Here is a 19808-nt window from a genome sequence, read left to right on the forward strand (position 1 = left end):
ACAATGAACCCGCTCAGACCCCTCGCCGTCGCCACGTTCCTGATCCTGACCGCCGGAGCCGCCATGGCCGACCGCATCAACATCGCCAGCGCCCATGACGTCGACCGGTCCGCCGCGCGCCTGACCAGCGCGGTTCAGGCCGCCGGGGCGCGGGTCTTTGCCACGGTCGATTTCCGGCAGGGGGCCGCGTCGCAGGGCGAGGATCTGCGCCCGACCACGCTGGTGATCTTCGGCAGCCCAAAGATCGGCTCCGCCGCGCTTCAGACCGGCCAGACGATGGCGCTGTATCTGCCGCTGCGGGTGCTGTTCTTCGAGGACGCTCAGGGGCAGACATGGGCGCTTTACGATGATCCGGCAGGGATTGCACCCTCTCACGGGCTGGCCGCCGACGATCCCGCCGTCACGCGGATGCAGGCCGCGCTTGACCGTTTTGTCACCATCGCCACGGGCGACTGACGCCCCGCCGCACCGGGCGGGACCGGGCCGATCCAGACAGGCGCGGGCCTCCCCGTCCGCGCCCCGTCCTGTCGGCCCATTTCCTAACAGATCGTAAAACCGTCCCTGTAAGCCTTTGATTTATAACAGCCGCAAACCTGTCCACGCGTGGACACCCCGTCAGACCGCACCGCTTTTCAGGTCTTCGACAGCACCACGGGCTTTTCCTCATCCTTCAGCAGCAAGAGCAGCGAAAGCGCCGTCAACGCCACCCCCGGCAGGATCATCGCCGTCGGCACGCCCCGGCCCAGCGCCAGCTCCCACAGGATCACACAGCTTGGCACGATATAGGTGTAGGCCATGACCTTGGCCGATGGCAGGCGCAGCGCCGCATAGCGCAGGATCAGAAAGGTCACGCCGGTTGCCGCCAAAGAGACGTAAAGGATGGTCCACCAGACAATTGCCGGCAACGCCGCCCAGTCCATCGCGATCAGCGCAGGCCCCGCCCAGATACACAGGATCACCGACCCCGCCGTCAGGATTCCCGCGTTAAAGGCCACGCCCGATTCCCCCCGGCTGAGCCGCCGCAACATCGGGGCATATAGCGCGTGCGCCACACAGCCCCAGAAATAGATCGCCTCACCGCGTCCGACCTCAAACCGCGACAGCGCGGCAAGGTCGGCGTCAAAAATCACCCAAAGTGCACCAACGCCCCCCACAACAATCGCCAGCGCCATGCGCGGGGTCGTGATCTGGCGCACCACGAAATAGCCGAAAACCGCCGTCAGCGCCGGGTTCAGGGTAAAGACCGCCGCCATGCTGACGGGCTCTGCCGTCTTCAAACCCTCGAACATGGTCACGAAATAGACGGCAAACAGTCCCGCCAAAACGAAATACCGCCACGGTGCGGCAAACACCGCCCGGTCCACCTTGCCCGTGGCCACCGCCACCGCCCAGAGCACCGTCCCGGCAATGACAAAGCGGATCGCGTTCAGGGCAGCCGGGTCGATATGCGGCGCGGCCAGCGCGCCCAACGAAAAAGACCCCGACACCAGCATGGCAAAGCCCAGCATCGCAAGGTGCCCGCGTCCCGCCTCTGTCATCGCGCCGACGCCTCGCCACAGAACTCCTTGAGGTGGCTCAGGAACGCCTGCACCTTGGCGGTGCGGTGCAGATCCACATGCGTCACCAGCCAAAGCGGCGCGGTCCACTCTTCGCGCGGGGGCATGATCTGCACCAGATCCGGGTGCAAGGACGCCTCGCGCGTGCCCAGAAACCCGATACCTGCCCCGTCAATCACCGCCGTCTCGCTGACGCGCGAGTCGGTGGTGCGGAACACGATCCGGTCATAAGGCACCCTGGCCGTCAGCCAGCGCTGAAACGGCGCGCGGCTGTCGGGATCGTCATGGCCGACGAAAAAATGATCCTTCATCGCCGCTTCGTCCTCGGGTATGCCGTGCGCCTCGACGTAGTCGCGGTGCGCATACATCGCGATATCCTGCCGAGAAAAGGCCTGCACCACGTTGTCGGGCTCCTGCGGGGCGGGCCCCGCGCGCAATGCCACATGGGCCTCGCCGTATTCCAGACGGAACACCCGGTCATCGGTCAGAAACCGCACGACCACATCCGGATAACGCGCGCGAAACGTCCTCAACGCCGGCACCATGAGCGGCGCAAAAGAGATGAGTGAGGTCACCAGAAGCTCTCCGGCAACTTCATTGCCGCGCCCCCTGATCCGCCCTTCGAGCTGCTGCAACTGGTCGTCCGTGGTCTGCGCCACCCGCATCAGGTCGGTGCCTGCCTCGGTCGCGGTATAGCCGCGCGCATGTCGCTGGAACAGTTTGACGCCCATTCGGCCCTCCAGCGCGTCAATATGGCGGATCACCGTTGCATGGTGCACCCCCAGCACTTCGGCCGCGCCGCTGACGGTCCCCAGCCGCGCCACCTGAAAGGCCGTGCGGATCTCATCCCAATTGTCCATGTGACATTCCCTTAAATCCGCTGCGCGAATGCGCACACCACCTGCGCTTTGTCCGCAATTGCGTTCATATTTGCAATGGTCAATTGATCACCGTGAAAGACATCTTCCCCGAAAGGATCCGATCCATGACCCAAACCGTCCTGCGTATAGACGCCTCTGCCCGCACCGAAGGCTCAGTCACCCGTCAACTGGCGGACACCGTGATCTCACGCCTTGACCCGGCGCAGGTTGTCAGCCGCGACCTGACCACCAGCGTCCCACAGATCGACAGCACCTGGCTGGCGGCAAACTTTACCGCCGCTGACGAGCGCACAGCAGAACAGCAGGACGCGCTTGCCCTGTCTGACGTCCTGATCGACGAGGTTCGCGCCGCCGACACCATCGTGATTGCCACGCCGATCTACAACTTCGGCGCACCTTCCAGCCTCAAGGCCTGGTTCGACATGATCGCCCGGGCGGGCATCACGTTCAGATATACCGAAACCGGCCCCGTCGGCCTGCTGGACGGCAATCGCGTGATCCTTGTCATCGCCTCGGGTGGCACAGAGGTGGACGGCCCCATCGACTTTGCCACCCCCTGGCTGCGGCATGTCCTGGGCTTTGTCGGCATCACCGACGTACAGGTCGTGCGGTCGGATCGTCTGATGGTCGATGCCGAGGCGTCCAAAGCACGCGCCGACGCGGATCTTCGGAATTTGGCCGCCTGACCGCATCAGGTCTGCGCGCCATCTGGACATCGCGCAGACCGCCCCCTAGTGCGGCCCAAACGACGGGCCAACACGACAGACAGCCGGTCCGGGAAAACGCCGCGTCCGCCCGATCAGCTCGACGCAAAGCCCCTGGTGGCCTGCCCCAACAGCCCCCGAACCTCAATGTCCACGGGGTCAAGATCCAAAAAGCGCAATGCGGATTCGGGATCGCGGAACACGTCCACCGGATACGGTAATTTTGCCTGAACCGCATCGCGGTAAAGCTTGCAAATGCCGTAGTTCACTTTTCCGGGGGCAAAAATCGAGGACCGCGCGCGCGGGTCACGCGCCTCATGGTACGGCCTTAATCGGTTTGCCAATCGCGCCGTTTCGGCAAAGAAGCCGTCAGGAAAGGTGCAGTCCATGACATCCAGCAACGTGTGTTGCCCACCATCGAACAACGGATCAGACCGATACCGAAGCAGCGTCTCGACGTTCTGATCCACAGTGATATCGCCCCGGAACAGGACCAGCACAATATTCAACTGAGGCAGGACGCGATATGTGGCGGGCATGGTGTAAGATGATCCCTGTGAAATACATCGAATTACTGGCGTCTCTGACACGGTTTTGACTGCATCGGCAACTGCGGCATGTGGCCATGTTCTTGTGCCGCAACACTAGCCGCGACATGACTAACAGACCCTTACCCTCCGCAGACTTGACTCGGCGCGTGCCATCCTCTAATCGACCTGGAACCCCGGAAGCCGCCTTTGTCTTCCGGTCCCATGGGCTATGCCCGGGATCGCCCTCCGTCAGCGCGTTGCGCCCACGGGGGCGCACCCGCTTGAAAAGAGCCCGCCGGGGCGCTTGTGCATTGTCCATCCGCGATTGAGTCACCGGCCGCACGTCCCTACCTTGCAGGGGCACAGATAGAAGAGAAGGAGGGCCAGCCCTCATGTTCGAAAATCTCTCGGAACGCCTTGGCGGCGTCTTTGACCGGCTGACCAAACAGGGCGCCCTCTCTGAGGATGACGTCCGCACCGCCCTGCGTGAGGTGCGTGTGGCGCTGCTTGAGGCGGACGTGTCGCTGCCCGTGGCGCGCAACTTCATCAAGGCGGTCGAGAAAAAGGCCACCGGCGCTGCCGTTACCAAATCCGTCACGCCGGGCCAGCAGGTCGTCAAGATCGTCCATGACGAGCTGATCGCCGTACTGGCTGGCGACGAAGGTGCCGACCCCGGCAAGCTGCGCATCGACAACCCGCCCGCGCCGATCCTGATGGTCGGCCTGCAGGGGGGCGGCAAGACAACCACCACCGCCAAACTGGCCAAACGGTTGAAAGAGCGCGACGGCAAAAAGGTCCTGATGGCCTCGCTGGACGTCAATCGCCCCGCCGCCATGGAACAGCTGCAAATCCTCGGCACCCAGATCGGCGTCGACACCCTGCCCATCGTCAAGGGTGAGGACCCCATTGCCATCGCCAAACGCGCCAAGACGCAGGCAGGCATGGGCGGCTACGATGTCTACATGTTGGACACCGCCGGGCGCCTCTCCATCGACGAAGAACTGATGGCCCAGGTCGCGGCGGTGCGCGATGTCGCCAACCCGCGCGAAACCCTGCTGGTGGTCGATGGCCTGACCGGTCAGGACGCCGTCCATACGGCGGAGAATTTCGATACCCGCATCGGCATCACCGGCGTCGTGCTGACCCGGATGGACGGCGACGGGAGAGGCGGTGCCGCCCTGTCGATGCGCGCTATCACCGGCAAGCCGATCAAATACGTCGGCCTTGGCGAAAAGATGGACGCGCTTGAGACGTTCGAGCCAGAGCGTGTCGCCGGCCGTATCCTTGGCATGGGCGACATCGTGGCCCTTGTGGAAAAGGCGCAACAGACGCTGGAGGCCGAACAGGCCGAGCGCATGATGAAGCGTTTCCAGAAGGGTCAGTTCAACATGAACGACCTCAAGACCCAACTGGAACAGATGATCAAGATGGGCGGCATGGAGGGCATGATGTCCATGATGCCCGGCATGGGAAAAATGGCCAAGCAGATGGACGGCGCCGGCATCGACGACAGGATGCTCCGGCAACAGATCGCCCTGATCCAGTCGATGACCAAAAAGGAACGCGCCAATCCGCAGATCCTTCAGGCCAGCCGCAAGAAACGCATTGCCAAAGGCTCTGGCATGGATGTGTCCGACCTCAACAAACTGCTGAAAATGCAGCGCCAGATGTCCGACATGATGAAAAAGATGGGCAAGGGCGGCATGCTGAAACAGGCCATGAAGGGCATGTTCGGCGGCAAAGGAGGCATGCCCGCCGGCATGGACCCGTCCCAGATGGACCCAAAGGCGCTGGAGGCGGCCGCCAAACAGATGGGCGCCAAGGGCGGCATTCCCGGCCTGCCCGGCATGGGTGGCGGCGCCCTGCCCCCCGGCCTCTCCGGTTTTGGCAAGAAAAAGTAACAGGAAAGGACCCGACCCTGCGCTTCTTCTTTGCGGCAAATACCCCCGCCGGAGGCATCCGCCCCCACCAATAGCGCCAAGGCCCGACACGACACCATGCCCGCCCCGACCCTGCATACCCCGCGCCTGACGCTGCGCCCGCATGTCCTTGGTGACATGGATCCGTTCTGGGACTTTCACCAGAGCGATCAGGCGGGCTATGTCGGACGTCCGAAAACCCGGACGCATCAGTGGTACGGTCTGGCCTCCGAGGTCGGCAGCTGGGATCTGATGGGCCATGGCGGATGGGGCGTCGATCTGCACGATGGCCGTTTCATCGGACAGGTCGCCATCACGCAGCCACCGCATTTCCCCGAACGCGAAATCGGCTGGATCTTCTTCAACGGCTATGAAGGCAAGGGCTATGCCACCGAGGCCGCAACCGCTGCGTTGCTCTGGGCATGGTCCGATCTGGGGGCCGACACGTTGGTCAGCTACATCCACCCGGACAACGCGCGCTCTATCGCCCTGGCGACCCGGCTGGGTGCGCAACATGATCCCGACGCGCCCTTGCCCACAGGCGAAACTACCGGGGAAACACTGGTCTACCGGCACAGCCCCGACACTGACGGCAACCCGGAGGCGTACGCATGAGCCTGACCAATGCCCCCCGCATCGAAACCGACCGGCTGATCCTGCGCGGCCCTGAAAAGGCCGACGCCGAAGCGGTCATTGCCTTCCTGCGCGATCCGCTGCGGTCTGAGGGCTTTGGCCACATCCCGCTGCGTGGCGACGCGTGGCGCTGGTTCACCATGAACGTCGGCCACTGGCACTGGCACGGGTACGGCTATTTCGTGATCGAACTGAAAGACACAGGCGAGGCCGCCGGGATCTGTGGTATCTGGAATCCCGAAACCTGGCCCGAACCGGAACTGGGCTGGGTTGTCTTTGACGCGTTTGAGGGCAAGGGCATCGCGCGTGAGGCCGCCGAGCGCGCCCGCGCTTGGGCCTACGACGATCTGGGCATGACCACGCTGACCTCCAACATCGTGCCCGGCAACAGCCGCTCCGCCGCATTGGCCCAGCGCCTTGGCGCAACCTATGAACGGACCTACCACAACGAAAACATGGGTGAGGACGAACTCTGGCGCCATCCGGGACCGGAGGCGCTGGCATGATCCCGCAAATCACCCTGACCACTGCCCGTCTGACCCTGCGCACCCCGCTTGAAGAGGATTTCGCGCCAGTCGCCGCCTTCATGGCCTCGCCGCGCGCGCGCTTTGTCGGTGGTCCGGTCGAGGATGAGTTTGCCCAATGGCGTGGCTTTCTGTCCGGCTTTGGGCACTGGGCCTTGCGTGGCTACGGGTTCTTCATGGTCCTGCACGACGGGCAAAAGGTTGGCCGCGTCGGTGTGGTCAATCATGTCATGTGGGACGAGCCGGAACTGGGCTGGCACATCTTCGACGGGTTCGAAGGCAACGGCTACGCGACAGAGGCCGCTGCCTGCGTGCGCGACTGGGCCGCAACCGACCGCGGTCTTGGCCCCCTCATCTCGTACATTCACCCTGAAAATGACGCCTCGCGCCGTGTCGCAGAACGGCTTGGCGCCAGTTATGAACGCGACCAGACCCTGTTGGACCACCCCGCACAGGTCTGGCGCCACACCGGGGGGCCGTCATGACCGCGCCCTGCGAACGTCACACTCCCGGTCCCGGTGCCCGCGCCGCCGCCCGTCTGGGGGGCCGCCTGCCGGTGCTGGACACGCGGCGGCTGCAATTGCGCGGGCCGCGCATCTATGATTTCGACGCCTATGCCGGTGTCCTGTGCTCTGACCGCGCCATCCATATGGGTGGCCCAGTCACCCGTGACGCGGCCTGGGCGGAATTCACCAATTACACCGCCTGCTGGCTGCTGCACGGCTTTGGCCTCTGGACCATCGACGCCAGCACCACGCCGTCTGCCGGGTTTGCGCTGCTGGGGTTCGAATATGAGGATCCGGAACCGGAAATGGGCATCTTCCTCACCGCAGAAGTCGAGGGACAAGGCTATGCCTTCGAGGCACTCGAAGCGGTCCGCACCCATGCGTTTGAGGTTCTGGGCTGGGACAGCGTCGTCTCCTACGTCGCGCCCGAAAACGCCCGCTGCATTGCGCTGATGACCCGTCTTGGCGCTCGCCGCGATGCCGTGGCAGAGGCAGAGCTGACCGACCAGACCCATGTTTATCGCCACATCAAAGAGGCCGCCTGATGGGTCACCGCGACATTCCCGTACTGGAAACCAAACGGTTGGTGCTGCGCAGCCCCCAGCCAGAGGACTATCCCGACTTCAAGGCAACCTTTGCCTCGTATCGCTCGCGCTTCATGGGCGGTCCGCTCAATGCCTATGAGACCTGGATGCTCTATGCCGCCGAGATCGGGCATTGGGAAATCCGCGGCTTCGGCATGTGGATGGTCCACCTGCGTGAAACCGGCGATACCGTGGGCATGGCCGGCGGCTGGTTTCCGGCCAAATGGCCGGAGCGTGAAATCGCCTGGATCATCTGGCCGGATCAGGCGGGGAAAGGCTATGCGCTGGAGGCAACCGACCGGGTGCGGCGGCACCTTTACCGGGATCGCGGTTGGACCACCGCGGTCAGCTATATCGACCCCAAGAACCTCGATTCCATCCGACTGGCCGAACGGCTTGGCTGCACCAAGGACAATGACGCTCCGACAATTGACGGCAGCGACGCGGTCTACCGCCATCCCTCGCTGGATGACTTGTCTGGACAGGTGGGCCATGGCGTCGACATGGAAATCGCCCACTACCAGGACCCGCTGTTCAAACCGAAAGGTTGGGCCATTGACTGATACCGTCACCCACGCCGCCGCTGTCGCCATCGACCTGCGCCTCCCGTGCGCATCGGATGTGCATGCGTTGCGCATGGCCTGTGCATCGCCCAAATCGACCCAAAGGATTGCCCGATGACTGACCCCGTTTCCCTTGCCGCCGATCTGCTCAAGGAACACCGCGAGTCCATTGACCGTCTCGACGCGATCCTCGTTTTCACGCTCGCAGAGCGGTTCAAGCACACGCAGGCCGTGGGCGTCCTAAAGGCGCAGCACGACCTTCCCCCATCCGACCCCGCTCGCGAAGACAAACAGATCGCGCGGCTCCAGGATCTGGCACTCCAGGCCGATCTCGACCCGGAATTTGCCAAGAAATTCCTGAATTTCGTCATTCAGGAAGTCATCCAACACCACAAGCAACACAAATCCTGACGGGCCTCCCGTCGACCAAGCCATCCAAAGGAGAATACAAATGGCAGTTAAAATTCGTCTCGCCCGTGGCGGCTCGAAAAAGCGCCCCTTCTACCGGATCGTGGCAGCGGACAGCCGCATGCCCCGTGACGGCCGCTTTATCGAAAAACTCGGCACCTATAACCCGCTGCTCGCCAAGGACAGCGAAGACCGCGTCAAGATGGACATCGAGCGTATCCAGTACTGGCTGAGCCAGGGCGCCCAAGTGACCGATCGCGTGTCGCGCTTCCTTGAAGCGGCCGAGATCATTGAGAAAAAAGAGCGCAGCAACCTCAAAAAAGGCACCCCGGGCAAGAAAGCCCAGGACCGCGCCGAAGAGAAAGCCGCCAAAGCCGCTGCAGCAGCCGAAGCAGCAGCAGAGCCCGCCGCGGACTAATCGGGGCGTGCAGGTGTTCCGGCACAGGCACCCCCTGGTTCCGGGGCCTTTCCACTGGAAAGACCCCGCGCCGTTCTGGTGCCGCGCCGGACGCCGGTGGACGGGTTGGCGGGCGGGCGATGTGCGACAGCACGAGTCCCGTCCCGCCAACCCGGCGACGTCATGTTCCGCCTGATCCGCCTCATCATCCTTCTGGCCGTGGCGTTCGTCACGGGATTTCTGTATTCCGAGATAACGTGGCATGACCGCTGCGAAATCCGGGGAGGCGAGGCACGCGGTGGCGTCTGTTTCGACATATGACAATGACTGACACGATTTGCGTCGGCGCAATTGCGGGCGCATTTGGCGTCCATGGCGAAGTGCGGCTCAAGAGCTTCACCGCCGATCCCTATGCCGTCGGCGACTATGCTCCGCTGACAACCGAAGACGGTTCTCGCAGCTTTGAGATCCAGATCCTGCGCGAGATCAAGAACGGCTTCGCCGCCGAAGTCTCCGGCGTCACCACCAAGGAACAGGCCGACGCCCTGCGCGGCATCCGTCTTTTTGCGCCGCGTGACCGGCTGCCCAACCTGCCGGATGACGAATACTATCATGCCGATCTGATCGGCCTTTCGGTTTTCGATACCGGCGGCGCACCGCTGGGCAAGGTGCACGCGGTCCACAATCACGGCGCGACGGACCTTCTGGAGCTTCAGGTGCCCGGTGTGTCCCGCACCGTCCTGTTGCCCTTTACCATGGCCGCCGTCCCCACGGTCGATCTGACGGCTGGACGCATCGTCGCCGATCCACCCGAAGGGCTGTTCGACGAGGTACAGGCCCCCGACTAACCCTAGACCTGTATCTCCCGAAAACTTCACAACCCTGAATATTGCCACGAATCTGTCTGGATCTTGCCATCTGGACAGATCCACTTTCCGGACGCCCCCGCGACTTGAGCAGGTGAGGAAACAGACCCAGTAAATCCCACTCACTGTTCGCAAAATTGCAGCCAACCCCGTCAACTTTGCAGTCTCCAGACCACTTTGCGGCCATAATTTTTGTCTAATTTTAGCCGCAATCGAATTGGTTTGAGAGGGTTTCCATGGACGTTCTGGTTTATCGCCTGGTCCTTGCGGCAGTGGCGCTTGGCCCCGCTGCCGTCTTGGCTGCGGTGCCGACCTCGACGGCCTTCCTGCCCTTGGGAATCGTCATCGGAGGTGCGGGCGGCCTGTTTGCGCTGGTGTCCTCCTTTCGCAGGGAAAAACCGCGCCGCCGTGGTCCCGCGCTCTTGCGTCGCGCCGCTTTGCGCCGCCCTGGATCAGATCTGCCCACGCTCGACAACCAAAGGCTGGCCATCGCCAATGCGCTTGGCGCGGCGGTCGATTTGCGCGCCGAACCCGACGCGCCTCCAACCCGGGACACCGCCGTGGGCCGCATCCTGTCGCGTATCCTGGACAGTTGGAACGTAACCGACATCGCGGCGCTTCCGCGCGACCTGACGCTTGCCCTGACCCTGCTGAAGCAATGCCTGAACGCGCCACCGGGCGAAGCGGGCCGTATTGCACAGATGTTCCAGCGGCCCGACGTTGTGCTGGGACTGCGCCAGGAAATCGACACGATCGCGAAGGCACGCGCGACCTACGATCAGGCGCTTGCCGCCTTTCTGGCAACGCAAGAGATTCAGGCGACTGGCACCGCTCCCCGCACCCTGACCCAAGCCCTGCGTGCGATGAGCGCCCCCGACATCGATCTGTGGCACCACATCGTGACACAACATGACCCAACGGACCCCGCCCAAAGGGATGCCGCCCTTTGGTGCGCAGCCCAGCCCGAGTGTGATCACGCGAGTGTCGCCGTCTACCTGTCGCGCCTTGCCGATGGGGCGCAGCTCCAGAACGTGTACATCGACGCGGACAGCACGTTTCTCGATCAGGTGCGCGGCATCTTTGCCAACTGCAACGCAGGTATCTATCGGCACCGGGGTCTGGTCTATGTTCCCCCTGCGGACGCCACCATACGGCTAAAGGCCGAACTGGACGCGCTTGCCAGTCTCAGCGACAAAGCCCGCTGGCCGGACCCTCAGTGTGTCTTTACGGTGCTGGAGGGGCGCAAACCGCACCCGCGCCCGGCATGGGATTTGTCCAGCGGCCGTCTTGTTGCGGCCCCAAATCGTTCGGATTATCTCTGACAGCGGGTCGCTTGCCCCGCGCCCATGCCTCGCGGTAACAGGGCAGGGAACAGCAGGACACCCCATGTCAGACAAGACTCCCCCCAGCCGGTCACATGGCCGCAAGGCCATCCGCCCCACGCTGCAGCCACGCGACCTGATGGAACAGGACCCGGAACTGGCGCGCGCCTTTCGCGCCCAGATCATCACGCTGTTCCCAGAGGCGTTTCCCGGCACGCTGGGCCTGTCGCTGACCGGCAAGGCGCTGAAGGAAGGCAAGTGGCAGTTGAACACCGTGCCGCTGCGGACCTTTGGTGAGGGCAAGCACAGGAACGTCGATGACACGCCCGCAGGCGGTGGCGCAGGCATGGTGCTGCGCCCCGATGTCATGGCCGCCGCAATTGCAACCGCGCGGGCCAGCCAGCACGCCGGTGCGCCGCTGATCTACCTGTCGCCGCGCGGCCGCCCGTTCACGCAGGACATGGCCCGCGATCTGGCCACGCGCCCCGGTGTCACGATGATCTGTGGCCGGTTCGAAGGGCTGGACCAGCGCGTGATCGACCAATTCGACATCGCCGAGGTGTCCATCGGCGACTACGTCCTGACCGGCGGCGAACTGGCGGCGCAGGTGATGCTGGACGCGGTGGTCCGCCTGTTGCCCGGTGTCCTTGGCAACGCCGACTCGACCGAAGAGGAAAGCTTTTCCGACGGCCTGCTGGAACATCCGCAATACACCCGCCCCGCCGAATGGCAGGGCCGCCCGATCCCGCCGGTATTGTTGTCCGGTAACCACGGCGCTGTCGCCGACTGGCGCCGCGCGCAAAGCGAAGCGCTGACAAAGGCCCGCCGCCCCGATCTCTGGCAGGCGTTCAAGGACCGCAAAGACTGACCCTGCATTTCCGATGTGAAGGATTTTCCAGAATGGCTATTCTCAGAAGACTGCTGTGCGCGCTGATGGTTCTGCTGCCGGTCACGACCGCCGCAATGGACGCCGAAAAACGCCCCGATCTTGTGCCGCGCCTGATGCAGTTGCAGTCGATCTATTCAAAAAACTGGGGGCCAGAGCGGTTCAACGAGGGCATTCGTGACGCGACGGTCTTTCACCTGTCCGGGCGGATCAATCCGGGTGACACCGACCGCATCCGCGAGGTGCTGCAATCCACCTGGGGCAAGCTGATCGTGATCGACAGCCCCGGCGGCAGCTTTGTCGAGGGCATCGCCCTCGGTCAGTATCTCAAGGGCATTCTGGAAAGCCAGGACCCGGACATCTACGGCATCTTTGTCCTGCGCGACGGGCCGTGCCTGTCCGCCTGCGCGCTGGCCGTGGCGCTGGCGACCTCTACGCGCGACATTGCCTATGGGGACGATGCGCGCTTTGTCGAACACGGTGCCGAGCTTGGCTTTCACATGGGCCTCTTGCCAGAGGCGCAGGCCACGCAGGCCGTCGAAGCGCGGCAGATGATGAATGTCACCTACGACATCGTACAGGCCTACGCCTCGTTGATCATGGGCGGCGTCGCCCCGCCGATCCTGTTGTCCGAAGCGTTGGAACACCGGGAAGCCAACAGCTTTTTCTACCTGCGTGGCGGCATCCGCACCCATGCCATGCGCCTGACCCCGGTTGGCCCACCGATCCTGTCGCGCCCGATTCACAAATCAGCGCTGATGATGGACACCGTGGCCGCCCTGTGCCGCACCGCCTTTGTCGCCGCGCCTGATGTCCGACGATCCTTTGTCGACTATGAATTCGGCTATATCGAAGGCATCAACCCGGACCCGGTCACAACCAATCTCGAGGACATGACCAACCTGCTGGGCAGCCGCCGCATCGCGGGCAGCCTGAACGGGGCCGCACATTGCGTGGTGGAGCTGTTCGACAACGGCACCATCGGCCTCGACATGATCGCAGGGCCGCCGCCCTGCCAAGCCGACGGTCGGCAGTTTTGTGCTGTCCCCGTCGACAGGTTCCAGCCGCGCTCTGCGCCGGTGGCGCTGTTGGCGGACACATATGGCTGCCATTCCGGCAGCCCGTCGACGAGGGGACAGTTCTGGTCCGGCGATCTGAACGGTGCGTCCGACTACGTCACCGATGTCGACCCGACACAAACCGCCGTCCGAGGCGTCAACATGCGCGCGCAGCCCTCGCTGAACGCCGCCGTTGCCGGTCAACTACGCGCCGAGCAACAGGTCGAGGTCAGCGACTGCCGCATCGTCGACGACGTTCAGGGCGTCTGGATGCAGGTGCGCGCGGGCGGACAGACGGGCTGGGTCAGCGCGCGTTTCTTGTCGCCGTATAGGTGGTCCGACTTGCGCCCGCTGATCGACGGCCCGGCCCCTGGGCGTTAAACCTCGGCGCAGCGGCGGGCGCTCCCTTGTCGGCTGGCCCGCCGCGCAGGCGCAGGCACCTGCGCGCCCCAGCGCGCTTTACAGCCGGGCAGGCCCCGTGCAACGTTTGTCCACCTCGAACGGAGCAAACGCGGTATGAAAAAGATCCTTTCCCTTTGCCTTGCTACCCTGATCGTCGGTTCCCCCGCGCTTGCGTGGGATCGGAGCAAGCAGGGCAACTATGTGACATGGACCTTTCAGGGGGATGAAATCGTTTCTTATTCGGTGACAGAGCCATCTTACAACGAAGATCCCGCCGTCCTGAATGTCTCGCTGTGGAGTTCACATTCCGGGTCCGTTGTTGTGTTGATCGAGGCCGATCTCGGTGTTGGGAATTGCCTCAGCACGCTCTCCCATGCGGCGGGGAACGCCAGCATCGGCGTAACCCTTGTGGCCAACCTGAACGCCACCACGCTGAACGGCGTCACGCTGGATCAGTGTTCGACTTACTAGAGGGCCTGCCGCCTTGCCAACGGCCGCCGAGCAGCGGGCGGGTTGGCCCGTTGCGAGGGGCCTTGGGCCCGAGGCAAAGGATACAGGCAAAGACAGTTGATCCGCGCCTGCTTTGCCCTTGATTTGCGGCGCGCGCGCATCTACACACGCGCATCTTTCGGTGCCGGGGCGACTCGGCGCCGATTGAGTTTGTGGGACCGTTCACGGGACCGCCGCAGAACAAACAAAAGCTGGCACATCTCTTTCCCCGGTTGGGGACAAAGCACTTGCCAGACATCTCCGCGGGAAAACCGCGACGCATATAGGAGAAGGTCAGATGAACCTGATCGCACAGCTTGAGGCGGAGCAAATCGCCTCGCTCGGGAAGACAATTCCCGATTTCAAACCCGGCGACACCGTTCGCGTGGGTTACAAAGTGACCGAAGGCACCCGCACCCGGGTCCAGATGTACGAAGGCGTCTGCATCAGCCGCAAGCACGGCAAGGGCATCGCCGGGTCGTTCACGGTCCGCAAGATTTCCTTTGGCGAAGGCGTGGAACGTGTGTTCCCGCTGTTCTCGACCAACATCGAAAGCATTGAAGTCGTCCGTCGTGGCCGCGTCCGCCGCGCCAAGATGTACTACCTGCGCGCGCGCCGTGGCAAATCGGCCCGGATCGCAGAGGACACAACCTACAAGGCGCTCAAGACCAAGAACGCCGGCGCAGACGCGTAAGGAACCCGTGACATGAAAAAGAACCTGCACCCCGAATACCACGTCATCAACGTCAAGATGACCGACGGGACCGAATATCAGACGCGTTCGACCTGGGGCAAAGAGGGCGACACGCTTGTTCTCGACATCGACCCCACGGTTCACCCCGCGTGGACCGGCGGCACCGGCCGCATCCTTGACCAGGGTGGCCGCGTTTCGAAGTTCAAGAAAAAGTACGAAGGCCTGGGTTTCTGATCCAACGCTTTTCGGTTTTAGAACGCCGCCCCTCGGGGCGGCGTTTTTTGTTTCACGCGCCGACTCTGGGCCGATTCAGCGACAACGCGCACCCGGCGCGTTCAGCATCCCGAACAGCGCGGCGTCAGTGACCTCGGGGCTGGTCATCACGCCCCGGTTGCCCTTGCTGAAGGCGCGCAGGGCGCGGCGGCTTTTCGGCCCCCACTTTCCGTCGGCCGTGTCGTTCAGACAGCCCCGCGCCACCAGTTCCGCCTGAAAACTGTAGTGCCGGACCATGTCCCGCAACGCGCCTGCCTCTTTCAGGATATGCGTGCCGGGACAGGACGTGGCAGCGTGGTGCTTGTGCGGCTGGATCTGCGCTGTCGGCACCCGGTAGGCGCGCTGCGCCTCTGACATCACCCGAACATAGGCCAGACGCCCCGCCGGTGTCAGCGCCTCGTGGTTGAAATCGCCCAGTGCCATGACCGCGAAATGCCCGTCGAAGTCGGCCAACTTTCGCGATCCGATCTCTGTCGACCGGGTCGAGGGTTTCAGCGACACGGGCCGCCCCTTGGCAATATTGCCCGCCTTGTCGACCGCGTAGTGATAGGCAAACATGCCCAACCCCGCGTCCCCGGCGTGATAGGCGTGTATATTGCGGACCCGCTGGTCGATGGTCTGCCTGTCGCGTGCCGCACTCGCTCGGCGGAACAGATCCGCATCTGTCCCGGCAAAGCCTTCGTGGTGAAAGGTGATATGGGTGATCCGGTTCTGCGCAAACCCGCGCAGAGCGGACTGATCCACGCCCTTCAACGGCACGATGATCTCTCCGGGAACGGTGAGCGGCGCGGGTTCTGCCCCTGCCGAAACCGTCCCGGCCAGCACCGAGAGAAAAGCAAGAACAAGGCGCATGAGGTCACTCCTGAAAGCCTGTACAAGGCGACCCTAACACGGCGTCGGTCCATTCCCCCAACCCGTTTGCCGTCCGGCCAGCGCCATTTCCCCGCCTCCCTCTGGACAGCCCCTTCGCCCCCTGCCAGATTTGATCAAAATCTACAGCGGAGTCGCGCCATGAAGGACGAGAACTTTCTCAAGGAAAACAATGCCCGTCAGCTATGGCACCCGATGGGCCATCCCGGCGATGCGCAGGCCAACCCGCCCAAGATCATCAAGGGCGCGGCAGGCAGCACCATCACCGACATCGACGGCCACAGCGCGGTGGACGCGGTGGGCGGGCTGTGGTGCGTCAACCTTGGCTATTCCAACGACAAGGTAAAGCAGGCCATCGCCGACCAGCTGTTTGAACTGCCGTATTACTCGGCCTTTGCAGGCACCTCAAACCCGCCCGCGATCGAGGCGGCCTATAAGGTGCAGGAGTTCTTTGCCCCCGACGGGATCGAGCGGGTGTTTTTCACCTCTGGCGGGTCGGATTCGGTTGAAACCTGCCTGCGGCTGTCGCGGCAGTACCACCGGCTGCGGGGCGAACCGACGCGCACCAAGTTTCTCAGCCTGAAAAAAGGCTACCACGGCACCCATTTCGGCGGCGCATCGGTGAACGGCAACAATCGCTTTCGCATCGGCTATGAGCCGCTCTTGCCCGGCTGTTTCCACATGCCCGCGCCCTATACCTATCGCAACCCGTTCAATGAGACCGACCCGGCGGCGCTGGCGCAACTGATCGCGCAGGCGATGGAGGATGAAATCCAGTTTCAGGGCGCTAACACCATCGCCGCCTTTATCATGGAGCCAATCCAGGGCGCAGGCGGCGTGATCGTGCCCGACGCGACCTTCATGCCGCTGATGCGCGAGATCTGTGACCGGCACGGCATCCTGTTGATCTCGGACGAGGTCATCACCGGCTTTGGCCGCACCGGCGACTGGTCAGGCGCGCGGCACTGGGGCGTCAAACCGGACATGATGTGCACCGCCAAGGGCATCACGTCGGGGTATTTTCCGGTTGGGGCCGCGCTGATCTCCGGCAAGGTTGCGGAGGTGTTCGAGACGTCAGGCGCAGAGGGAGCCATCTATCACGGCTACACCTATTCGGCGCATCCAGTGGGCGCAGCGGCGGTCATCGCCTGCCTTGAGGAAACTCTGCGGCTAGACACAAAAACCAACGCCGCCGCGCGCGGCACGCAACTGCACGAAGGCGTTTTGAAGCTGGCTGAGAAACACGCAATCATCGGCGATGTGCGCGGCGGACACGGGCTGATGACGGGCATCGAGATTGTCAGCGACCAGACCGCCAAGACCCCAATGGACAACGACACCATGAAACGCATCCACCAGACCGCCTATGAGGCGGGCGCGATGGTCCGCCTTGGCGCGCACAACGTCCTGATGTCGCCACCGCTGACCATCACCGCTGAAGAGATCAACACCATCCTGAGCGCGCTCGACAAAGGGTTCGCGGCGGCCTGATCGCGCGTGAGGTTCCGGGACAGGCCCGGAGCCTCACAATCCGTTCAGACGCAACCACCCTCCCTTTTCAAGCCGCGCCTGAACGCGCCGCCTGTAGCGCCGAGGGTCGAGCGGCTTTTTCGCCGCGTGTCGGGTCCGATTGCAAAAAAGGCAGGCGGCAACGATGTTGTCGTCGACATCTCCGCCTCCCTCTGATCGGGCCGTCAAATGCTCTGCGGTACACTGGAATTTTTGGGTCAGACCCCGAGTCACGCCGTGTTCGCGCTGAAAGGCGTCCGCGTCATGCTCCCACATGAGTTGACCGCAATAGTAACACCGCCCTTTCTGGGCCGCCCACTTCTGCTTTCGCAGTTTTTTGATCTTTTTCGTCATCCAAACGCATCTTTGTTTTGGGTTTCAGTCCAAAACGGATGCGCACCGGACAAATCCCGGCCCCGGATAGGAGGCAAACGCCCGCGCAGGAAAATGGTCGAGTTGAACTCTTTCCACCGCCCCGCATTTCCACGGCTTGCCCAGACACTGCCGGCCCGGACCGTCGCGACACTTATCGCCGCGACCGCGCCCTGCATAAATGAGGGCACCACCTGATAGAGATTTAACAGAATCCGTATCGCGCTGGCAAGGCGTCCGCCGGACAACAAAAGGGGCCGCCATGTAGCGGCCCCTTTCCGTTTCTCTCCACACTATATCAGTGCGTAAATTTCTTGATCTCACCCGACTTCAGCCGCGACAGATAGCTGTCCACCTCGCGCTTGACGATCGGCATCAGGAAGTACAGGCCAAAGACGTTCACAACCGCCATGGCAAAGATCGCCGCGTCGGAGAAGTCGATCACCGGGCCAAGGCTGGCCGAGGCGCCAATAATGACAAAGATGCAGAAGATGACCTTGAACGTGATCTCCTTGGCCTTGCCTTCGCCAAACAGGTAGGTCCAGGCCTTCAACCCGTAGTAGGACCAGCTGATCATGGTCGAAAAGGCAAAGAGGATCACGGCAATCGCCAGAATTGTCGGGAACCAGCTGAAGGCGCTGCCAAAGGCCGCTGCCGTCAGGCCAACGCCCGATGTGTCGCCTACCGTCTTGATCGCCGTACCAGCCTCATTCAGCAGGTAGACACCTGTTGCCTCATCAATCACCAGTTGCTGGGTGATGATGATGACCAGCGCCGTCATGGTGCAGATCACAACCGTGTCGATGAAGGGCTCCAGCAGGGAGACAAAGCCTTCGGTGATCGGCTCTTTGGTCCGCACAGCAGAGTGCGCGATGGCCGCCGAACCGACGCCCGCCTCATTCGAAAAGGCCGCCCGCTTGAACCCCTGGATCAGCGCGCCGACCATGCCGCCCGCAACGCCCAGCCCGGTGAACGCCCCGGCAAAGATCTGGCCAAAGGCCCAGCCGATCATGTTGGCGTTCATGATCAGGATGATCAGCGCCGACCCGACATAGATGGCCGCCATGAAGGGCACGACCTTTTCGGTCACAGAGGCAATCGACTTCAACCCGCCGACGATCACGACAAAGACGACAATCGCAAAGATCACGCCGGTGATATAGCCGGGAAACTCGCCCAGCACGCCGGTGAGCGCCTGATGTGCCTGATTGGCCTGGAACATGTTGCCGCCACCAAAGGCACCGAGGATACAGAAGATCGAGAACATTACCGCAAGGATCTTGCCCCCCGGCAGGCCGCGTTCTGCAAAGCCTTTGGTCAGGTAATACATCGGACCACCCGATACGGTGCCGTCCGGGTATTCATTGCGGTATTTCACGCCCAGCGTACATTCGGTGAATTTCGACGCCATGCCCATCAGACCGGCAAGGATCATCCAGAACGTCGCGCCCGGACCGCCGATACCGACAGCCACCGCGACCCCGGCAATATTGCCCAGACCCACGGTGCCCGATAGCGCGGTTGCCAGCGCCTGAAAGTGGCTGACCTCACCGGCATCGTCCGGGTCGGAATAATCGCCTTTGACCAGCGCAATGGAATGCCCGAAACCGCGAAACTGGATAAACCCGAAGTAAACGGTAAATACCGTCGCCGCGACCACCAGCCAGGCCACGATCCACGGGAAACTGGTTCCCGGAAACGGGCTGAAGATAAAGTTCACGAACCAGCCGGTTGACCCGGCAAAGATGTCGTTGATCTTTTGGTCGATAGAGGTTTCCTGCGCGGCCACTGCGCTGGCCATCAGGGTTGGAGCCAAGGCGGCAAACGCCAGGCGGGATGCAAATCTTGTCATGTGTCTGTCC

25 protein-coding genes are annotated in these 19808 nt (G+C 62.9%); 19 read left to right on the plus strand and 6 right to left on the minus strand.

Annotated features, from left to right (window positions below; translation table 11 throughout):
- Window positions 1–3 precede the first annotated feature (3 nt).
- A complete protein-coding gene (locus CHB90_RS04995) occupies window positions 4–456 on the plus strand; it encodes a DUF302 domain-containing protein (protein WP_089276758.1) in 453 nt (150 codons plus the stop codon).
- Between the two features lie 176 nt (window positions 457–632).
- Here the strand turns inward: CHB90_RS04995 and CHB90_RS05000 are convergent, their stop codons facing one another.
- Window positions 633–1538: a DMT family transporter gene (locus tag CHB90_RS05000; RefSeq protein ID WP_245823169.1), complete on the minus strand. Its 906-nt coding sequence runs from the start codon at window positions 1536–1538 to the stop codon at window positions 633–635.
- Window positions 1535–2416, minus strand: coding sequence for a LysR family transcriptional regulator (locus CHB90_RS05005; protein WP_089276759.1), 882 nt, complete (start codon window positions 2414–2416; stop codon window positions 1535–1537). Before CHB90_RS05005 ends, CHB90_RS05000 begins: the two co-directional genes overlap by 4 nt.
- A gap of 125 nt (window positions 2417–2541) precedes the next feature.
- Between CHB90_RS05005 and CHB90_RS05010 the strand changes: the two genes are divergently transcribed.
- Window positions 2542–3123: an FMN-dependent NADH-azoreductase gene (locus tag CHB90_RS05010; protein WP_089276760.1), complete on the plus strand. Its 582-nt coding sequence runs from the start codon at window positions 2542–2544 to the stop codon at window positions 3121–3123.
- Between the two features lie 113 nt (window positions 3124–3236).
- Here CHB90_RS05010 and CHB90_RS05015 read toward each other — a convergent pair whose 3' ends face one another.
- Complete coding sequence (locus tag CHB90_RS05015; protein ID WP_089276761.1) at window positions 3237–3680, minus strand: hypothetical protein; 444 nt, start codon at window positions 3678–3680, stop codon at window positions 3237–3239.
- Window positions 3681–4063: 383 nt separating this feature from the next.
- Here CHB90_RS05015 and ffh point away from each other — a divergent pair, with 383 nt between their 5' ends.
- From ffh to rpmE, 16 genes are all read left to right on the plus strand, one after another.
- Window positions 4064–5572: a signal recognition particle protein gene (gene ffh / locus CHB90_RS05020; protein WP_089276762.1), complete on the plus strand. Its 1509-nt coding sequence runs from the start codon at window positions 4064–4066 to the stop codon at window positions 5570–5572.
- Between the two features lie 96 nt (window positions 5573–5668).
- Window positions 5669–6205 (plus strand): GNAT family N-acetyltransferase, encoded by a 537-nt coding sequence (locus tag CHB90_RS05025; protein WP_089276763.1) that lies wholly within the window; start codon window positions 5669–5671, stop codon window positions 6203–6205.
- On the plus strand, window positions 6202–6729 hold the full coding sequence (locus CHB90_RS05030) for a GNAT family N-acetyltransferase (RefSeq protein ID WP_089276764.1): 528 nt from the start codon (window positions 6202–6204) through the stop codon (window positions 6727–6729). Before CHB90_RS05025 ends, CHB90_RS05030 begins: the two co-directional genes overlap by 4 nt.
- Window positions 6726–7232, plus strand: coding sequence for a GNAT family N-acetyltransferase (locus CHB90_RS05035; protein ID WP_089276765.1), 507 nt, complete (start codon window positions 6726–6728; stop codon window positions 7230–7232). Before CHB90_RS05030 ends, CHB90_RS05035 begins: the two co-directional genes overlap by 4 nt.
- Window positions 7229–7798: a GNAT family N-acetyltransferase gene (locus CHB90_RS05040; protein WP_089276766.1), complete on the plus strand. Its 570-nt coding sequence runs from the start codon at window positions 7229–7231 to the stop codon at window positions 7796–7798. Before CHB90_RS05035 ends, CHB90_RS05040 begins: the two co-directional genes overlap by 4 nt.
- Window positions 7798–8400: a GNAT family N-acetyltransferase gene (locus CHB90_RS05045; RefSeq protein WP_089276767.1), complete on the plus strand. Its 603-nt coding sequence runs from the start codon at window positions 7798–7800 to the stop codon at window positions 8398–8400. The genes CHB90_RS05040 and CHB90_RS05045 overlap by 1 nt, the downstream gene beginning before the upstream one ends.
- A 114-nt stretch (window positions 8401–8514) precedes the next feature.
- Complete coding sequence (locus CHB90_RS05050) at window positions 8515–8811, plus strand: chorismate mutase (RefSeq protein WP_089276768.1); 297 nt, start codon at window positions 8515–8517, stop codon at window positions 8809–8811.
- A gap of 40 nt (window positions 8812–8851) precedes the next feature.
- The gene (gene rpsP / locus CHB90_RS05055; RefSeq protein WP_089276769.1) at window positions 8852–9226 is read left to right on the plus strand and encodes a 30S ribosomal protein S16; all 375 of its coding nucleotides are present in this window, start codon (window positions 8852–8854) and stop codon (window positions 9224–9226) included.
- A 162-nt stretch (window positions 9227–9388) separates the two neighbouring features.
- Window positions 9389–9526, plus strand: a complete 138-nt coding sequence (locus tag CHB90_RS26475) for a hypothetical protein (protein ID WP_170940986.1) — start codon at window positions 9389–9391, stop codon at window positions 9524–9526.
- A gap of 2 nt (window positions 9527–9528) precedes the next feature.
- Window positions 9529–10053, plus strand: coding sequence for a ribosome maturation factor RimM (gene rimM, locus CHB90_RS05060; RefSeq protein ID WP_089276823.1), 525 nt, complete (start codon window positions 9529–9531; stop codon window positions 10051–10053).
- Between the two features lie 254 nt (window positions 10054–10307).
- Complete coding sequence (locus CHB90_RS05065) at window positions 10308–11393, plus strand: hypothetical protein (protein WP_089276770.1); 1086 nt, start codon at window positions 10308–10310, stop codon at window positions 11391–11393.
- A gap of 64 nt (window positions 11394–11457) precedes the next feature.
- Window positions 11458–12261, plus strand: a complete 804-nt coding sequence (gene trmD / locus CHB90_RS05070; protein ID WP_089276771.1) for a tRNA (guanosine(37)-N1)-methyltransferase TrmD — start codon at window positions 11458–11460, stop codon at window positions 12259–12261.
- Window positions 12262–12293: 32 nt separating this feature from the next.
- The gene (locus CHB90_RS05075; protein WP_089276772.1) at window positions 12294–13718 is read left to right on the plus strand and encodes an SH3 domain-containing protein; all 1425 of its coding nucleotides are present in this window, start codon (window positions 12294–12296) and stop codon (window positions 13716–13718) included.
- Between the two features lie 135 nt (window positions 13719–13853).
- Window positions 13854–14210: a hypothetical protein gene (locus CHB90_RS05080; protein ID WP_089276773.1), complete on the plus strand. Its 357-nt coding sequence runs from the start codon at window positions 13854–13856 to the stop codon at window positions 14208–14210.
- A gap of 316 nt (window positions 14211–14526) precedes the next feature.
- Entirely contained in the window at window positions 14527–14922 is a 396-nt protein-coding gene (gene rplS / locus CHB90_RS05085) for a 50S ribosomal protein L19 (protein WP_089276774.1), read from the plus strand.
- A gap of 12 nt (window positions 14923–14934) precedes the next feature.
- Window positions 14935–15156 carry a 50S ribosomal protein L31 gene (gene rpmE, locus CHB90_RS05090; RefSeq protein WP_089276775.1) on the plus strand — a complete coding sequence of 74 codons (222 nt, stop codon included), beginning with the start codon at window positions 14935–14937 and terminating at the stop codon, window positions 15154–15156.
- 75 nt (window positions 15157–15231) lie between these two features.
- Here rpmE and CHB90_RS05095 read toward each other — a convergent pair whose 3' ends face one another.
- Window positions 15232–16047 (minus strand): peptidoglycan recognition protein family protein, encoded by an 816-nt coding sequence (locus CHB90_RS05095; RefSeq protein WP_089276776.1) that lies wholly within the window; start codon window positions 16045–16047, stop codon window positions 15232–15234.
- A gap of 159 nt (window positions 16048–16206) precedes the next feature.
- Here CHB90_RS05095 and CHB90_RS05100 point away from each other — a divergent pair, with 159 nt between their 5' ends.
- A complete protein-coding gene (locus tag CHB90_RS05100) occupies window positions 16207–17556 on the plus strand; it encodes an aminotransferase class III-fold pyridoxal phosphate-dependent enzyme (protein WP_089276777.1) in 1350 nt (449 codons plus the stop codon).
- A 33-nt stretch (window positions 17557–17589) separates the two neighbouring features.
- Here CHB90_RS05100 and CHB90_RS27525 read toward each other — a convergent pair whose 3' ends face one another.
- Together CHB90_RS27525 and CHB90_RS05110 are read right to left on the minus strand one after the other, a co-directional pair.
- Window positions 17590–17928 carry an HNH endonuclease gene (locus CHB90_RS27525; RefSeq protein WP_089276778.1) on the minus strand — a complete coding sequence of 113 codons (339 nt, stop codon included), beginning with the start codon at window positions 17926–17928 and terminating at the stop codon, window positions 17590–17592.
- Between the two features lie 316 nt (window positions 17929–18244).
- A complete protein-coding gene (locus CHB90_RS05110) occupies window positions 18245–19798 on the minus strand; it encodes an alanine/glycine:cation symporter family protein (RefSeq protein ID WP_089276779.1) in 1554 nt (517 codons plus the stop codon).
- Between the last annotated feature and the right edge of the window lie 10 nt (window positions 19799–19808).

The sequence above is a fragment of the Antarctobacter heliothermus genome, from assembly GCF_900188425.1.
GTDB classification, from domain to species: Bacteria; Pseudomonadota; Alphaproteobacteria; order Rhodobacterales; family Rhodobacteraceae; genus Antarctobacter; species Antarctobacter heliothermus.